This is a genomic window from Collinsella aerofaciens (assembly GCF_015556945.1).
GTDB classification, from domain to species: Bacteria; Actinomycetota; Coriobacteriia; order Coriobacteriales; family Coriobacteriaceae; genus Collinsella; species Collinsella aerofaciens_AO.
The window spans coordinates 1-4,240 of the sequence record NZ_JADNNH010000050.1; the positions used below are offsets into that span (position 1 = coordinate 1).

At 57.1% G+C, this 4,240-nt stretch carries 7 protein-coding genes; 1 reads left to right on the forward strand and 6 read right to left on the reverse strand.

The annotated features are described in order from the left end of the window. Nucleotides 1–21: 21 nt before the first annotated feature. From I2F59_RS09660 to I2F59_RS09680, 5 genes are read right to left on the reverse strand one after another with little or no spacing between them, the layout of a single operon-like run. On the reverse strand, nucleotides 22–543 hold the full coding sequence (locus I2F59_RS09660; RefSeq protein ID WP_229065440.1) for a flavodoxin: 522 nt from the start codon (nucleotides 541–543) through the stop codon (nucleotides 22–24). Nucleotides 544–557: 14 nt separating this feature from the next. Then, the gene (locus tag I2F59_RS09665) at nucleotides 558–1,427 is read right to left on the reverse strand and encodes an aldo/keto reductase (RefSeq protein WP_195503994.1); all 870 of its coding nucleotides are present in this window, start codon (nucleotides 1,425–1,427) and stop codon (nucleotides 558–560) included. Between the two features lie 4 nt (nucleotides 1,428–1,431). Next, nucleotides 1,432–1,758, reverse strand: coding sequence for a carboxymuconolactone decarboxylase family protein (locus I2F59_RS09670; protein ID WP_152068646.1), 327 nt, complete (start codon nucleotides 1,756–1,758; stop codon nucleotides 1,432–1,434). 13 nt (nucleotides 1,759–1,771) lie between these two features. Then, complete coding sequence (locus I2F59_RS09675; protein ID WP_195503995.1) at nucleotides 1,772–2,203, reverse strand: cupin domain-containing protein; 432 nt, start codon at nucleotides 2,201–2,203, stop codon at nucleotides 1,772–1,774. 22 nt (nucleotides 2,204–2,225) lie between these two features. Further along, entirely contained in the window at nucleotides 2,226–2,918 is a 693-nt protein-coding gene (locus tag I2F59_RS09680) for a dihydrofolate reductase family protein (RefSeq protein WP_229065441.1), read from the reverse strand. A gap of 179 nt (nucleotides 2,919–3,097) precedes the next feature. On the opposite strand from I2F59_RS09680, the gene I2F59_RS09685 reads away from it, so the two are divergent. Then, a complete protein-coding gene (locus I2F59_RS09685; RefSeq protein ID WP_195503997.1) occupies nucleotides 3,098–3,565 on the forward strand; it encodes a MerR family transcriptional regulator in 468 nt (155 codons plus the stop codon). Between the two features lie 436 nt (nucleotides 3,566–4,001). Here the strand turns inward: I2F59_RS09685 and I2F59_RS09690 are convergent, their stop codons facing one another. Further along, nucleotides 4,002–4,103, reverse strand: coding sequence for a TetR family transcriptional regulator (locus tag I2F59_RS09690; RefSeq protein WP_195503998.1), 102 nt, complete (start codon nucleotides 4,101–4,103; stop codon nucleotides 4,002–4,004). Nucleotides 4,104–4,240: the final 137 nt, after the last annotated feature.

Here is a 4,240-nt window from a genome sequence, read left to right on the forward strand (position 1 = left end):
CCGCATCTGATGGTGTCGACGTCAATGGTATACGGGTGCACCATCGACGTCTTCAATACAGAAGATATCAGTGCGGATAGTATTAATCCATGCCTGAATATCTTTCTCAGAGGTACGGAGCATGGATTCATCGAACTGCACATCGAGGCCCGGCTTCACGATTGCGCCTTTGCAGGCTTCCTCAAAGTCCTTCAGCGCGTGTCCCAGCCAGCCGCCATTGGTGGCAAACGGATACACGATCTTCCCGGTCAGGTCAGCCCGCTCCAGGAAACTGCGCATGGCGGGCGCAAAGGTGTACCACCAGACAGGAGAACCCAGGATGATGGCGTCGTAATCTCTCCAGCCAATGTTCAGCGGCTTCAGTTCCGGGCAATAACCCTCGGCAATCTCACGCTGCCCCTGATTGACGACTTCATCATAATCGCCATCGTAGGGAACAACCGTATCCATACGAGCAATATCCCCGCCGATTTCCCTCTGGATCATCTCGGCGATGCGCTTCGTGTTGCCTCCATAGGAGTAGTACAGAATCAAGGTTTTCATTTCACGCTTTCTCCTCATGCAAGAGGCTTTCCGCTGAACACGGGAAATGCGCTGAATTCACCATAGTTGACGATACGCTCCATGTTCTTGAGAGTTTCCATGTCTTCCTCGGAGATCGCGAAATCCACGTCCGCGTTGCTTTCCATGTGGGCGGGATCTGCCGTCTTGGGAAGCGCGACGGCTCCAAGCTGAAGGACGTAGCGGATGCAGAGCTGGGCGGCAGATACGCCGTACTTCTCTGCCATCTTAACGATCGCCGGATTCTTCGGCGCCTCGCCGTGGGCAATGGGAGAGTATGCCTCCACCTGGATGCCCTGCGCCTTGCAGAAGTCCACCAATGCCGAATCGGTGTTGGTGATGTGCAGGAGGACCTGATTGACCATGGGCATCACGCGGCAAGAGCTCAGGAGGTTCTCAAGGTCATCTTGCAGGAAGTTGGACACGCCGATTACCTTGACCTTGCCCGCCGCCCGCGCATCCTCCAACGCACGCCAGACCTCCTTGTTCTCCTCGAAATAGCGCTTCTCCACACGGAACTCGCTCCACGGCTGGGGAGAGTGGATGATCATCTGGTCGAGGTAGCCGAGCCCCATCCTCTCCAGCGTCTCATCGATGGACTTCGCCGCATCCTCGTAGGTCTTCAGCTCTGCCGCGATCTTGCTGGCGACGAAAAGCTCTTCCCGGCGAACGCCGCAGGTGCGCACGCCCTCGCCGACGCCGCGTTCGTTTCCGTAGGCCTGCGCGGTGTCGATCAGGCGATAGCCCAGCTTTACCGCCTCGCGAACGGCTTCCGCCGCCTCGGCATCGTCGATGAACCAGGTGCCCAGTCCCAGCTTGGGAACCTGGACTCCGTTTGCCAACGGGTAGGTTTCATTCAAGATCATCGTTCTACTCCTCGCCCCAGACATCCTTTGCCATGCGGAAAACCGCCCACGCCTTGGGCCAGCCGCAGTAGAAGGCTGCATGGGTCACGACCTCCGCGATTTCTTCTTTTGTAATACCGTTCTTCTTTGCCTCCGCCAGGTGATAGCGGAAGCTCTCATCGGTAAGTCCCTGAGCCATCAGCGCGACGACGGTCACGAGGGAGCGGTCGCGGAGGCTGAGCTGCCCCTCTCGGCTCCAGACCTCTCCGAAGAGCACGTCATCGTTCAGTTCCGCGAATTTCGGGGCGAATTCGCCCAGGGCATCTCTGCCTGCCGTCTGCTTGACTGCCATGTTTCGTTCCTCCCTACAGCCTTGCGTACTCTTCATGGGATACCGGCTCGCACCACTCGTTCTCGCAATTCTCGCCGGGAACCTCCACTGCGATATGGCTGAACCAACTGTCCTTCTTCGCTCCGTGCCAGTGCTTGACGTTGGCGGGGATCATCACGACGGAGCCCTCGTGCAGGCTGACGGCGGCCTTGCCTTCCTCCTGGTACCAGCCCTCGCCAGCCGTACAGAGTAGGAGCTGACCGCCTCCTTTGTCCGCGTGTTGGATATGCCAGTTGTTGCGGCATCCCGGCTCGAAGGTCACGTTGGCGGCGAACAGGCCACCTTCCGGATCGGTCAGCGGATTCAGGAACGAATCGCCGGTGAAGTATTGGGCATAGGCGGTGTTCGCCGTTCCCGTGTCGAATGCGTTGACCTTCTCGAACTGCTCTTTTCGTTCATACCTCATAATTGAAACCTCCTGCTTAGGATTATCGATTCACGCCATAGCGCAGCCAGACCGCCCCGCCGTCCATGGCCTTCGCCTCTTTCAGCGTGAAGCCAAGGGCCTTGCTCTCCGAAATGCCTTCTGCGGCTCGGAAAACCGGCGGCGTATCCGGGCTCCCGTCTGCCGCCGCCGCCAACACGATGCTGATCTCATCGCACATCCCCGCTTGCAGGAACGACCAGTTCAGCACGCCGCCACCGCCCAGCATCAGGGTCTCGATGCTGAATTTTTCTTTCAGCTTGGAAAGGGCCAGACCGTGATCCAGCTCCGTTTCTCCCGCGATGATGTACGAGATTCCCAGCTTTCTCAAAAATGCCCTGTAGGCGTTGCCGACCTGTTCTGTCAGCACCTCGACGACATGGGCGGTGGTGTCCACATAGCGCAGGGTGCTGCTTTCCCACCCCAGCTTGCCGTGGGGGTCCACGGAGACATAGAACATTCCGAAGTCCGGCTGCGCGATGAAATCACCTGCCGGAACGGCCGGCGCATCTTCGTCCAGGTCCGGCTTCCTGTAGAAGGTGAAGTTGTCGTCCGTCGTCACCCTGCCGGACAGCCAGCCCTGGTGATGGTAAAAGGGCTCTTTCCCGAAGGCGATGTCGTAGAACGCATCGCCCGCCGCTTTGCCCTGCGGCGTTCCCATGTAACCGCCCATGATCTTTCCGTCCAAAGCGCACATCATGTGGCAGAAAAATCATGTGGCAGAAAACATACGGCCTGTTCACGTTCGATTCCCCTCCTTATGATTGACAAACATTCTGTTTGGAAGCATGCTTCCTTTGAACTTCATGTGCATCCTAGAACTTAAAGTTAACTTTAAGTCAAGGGGATTCTGGAATAATTCGGAGGGGTTTTCAGATGGTCTATACGGTGGGGGAAATGGCGAAACTGCTGGGGGTTGCGGCGTCCACCTTGCGCTACTACGACAAGGAGGGGCTGCTGCCCTTCGTGGAGCGCTCCTCCGGTGGCATTCGCATGTTCCGGGAATCGGATATCGAATGGCTGCAGGTGATCGGCTGCATGAAGAAAGCCGGGATGTCCATCAAGGACATCCGGCAGTACATCGAGATGGCGCTGCAAGGAGACGACACCATCGATTTGCGCCTTGCCATGTTCCGGCGCCAACAAGAAGTTCTGAAACAGCAGATGGAGGAATTGCAGCACACCATGGAGATGGTGGATTACAAGTGCTGGTATTACGAAACGGCGAAGGAAGCGGGTACGGTCGATGCCCCTCAGAAGATGGAGCTTGCCAAAGTCCCGAAACGCTTTCGGAAGATTCGGCAGGAGCTGCGCACTGCGCCGGGGACTGTGGCAACGATATAACAAGACTGCTTAGGCAACGGCAGTCAACCGCTTGATTATCACGGTAACTTTATCGTTCAAAAAAGTACTACTAACAAACGACCACCCCGGCTATCCGCTGTTCGCGGAAGAGCAGGGGAGCTCTTGTCACCGGGATGGAACCTTTTCAACTCGCAGGATAGCAGAATCGCCTCGCAAGCCAAAATCAGCACGGGACGACAGCGGGCAGAACCGCCACCCCTAGATTGCCCTCACGCTGCCACTGGCAGCCCTGATTAAATATGCTAGGTATCTCGGGATAATGCTTTCAGTCGCATACGCGCAAGAGTGTCCGCTGATTGCAACTGGCTGTTCCCCTTCCTACGCCAATGGTGTGCAGACATCTTCGATATTCTTGCTCGTTATGGCGAAAATCGCGTCTCCAGGGTTTGCCTTTTTCGGTTTAGCGTATTGCTCTTCAGATCATCGTGGTGCGCTCGTAGCCGCGCTCCACGAGGAGCCGCTCGGCAACGTCGAGAATCTTCTCGACCGTCTCCTCCGGGTACCTATTGCGTGCCACGGGCACCTCCGTCCTTATTATCACGATAAACATACCAAGAGTGGCGTACGGGTCGAGAAGGGCTGGCGCCAAAAGAGCCCAACGGCCGTTACGGCTTCGTTAGAAACGCGCCCCATCATGGATGGTGAACCCGAAAG

What these genes read in the sequence shown, in the direction of transcription:
- I2F59_RS09660 (WP_229065440.1), bottom strand. Translation starts at nt 543, where the DNA reads ATGAAAACCTTGATTCTGTACTACTCCTATGGAGGCAACACGAAGCGC.
- I2F59_RS09665 (WP_195503994.1), bottom strand. Translation starts at nt 1,427, where the DNA reads ATGATCTTGAATGAAACCTACCCGTTGGCAAACGGAGTCCAGGTTCCC.
- I2F59_RS09685 (WP_195503997.1), top strand. Translation starts at nt 3,098, where the DNA reads ATGGTCTATACGGTGGGGGAAATGGCGAAACTGCTGGGGGTTGCGGCG.
- I2F59_RS09680 (WP_229065441.1), bottom strand. Translation starts at nt 2,918, where the DNA reads ATGTGCGCTTTGGACGGAAAGATCATGGGCGGTTACATGGGAACGCCG.
- I2F59_RS09675 (WP_195503995.1), bottom strand. Translation starts at nt 2,203, where the DNA reads ATGAGGTATGAACGAAAAGAGCAGTTCGAGAAGGTCAACGCATTCGAC.
- I2F59_RS09670 (WP_152068646.1), bottom strand. Translation starts at nt 1,758, where the DNA reads ATGGCAGTCAAGCAGACGGCAGGCAGAGATGCCCTGGGCGAATTCGCC.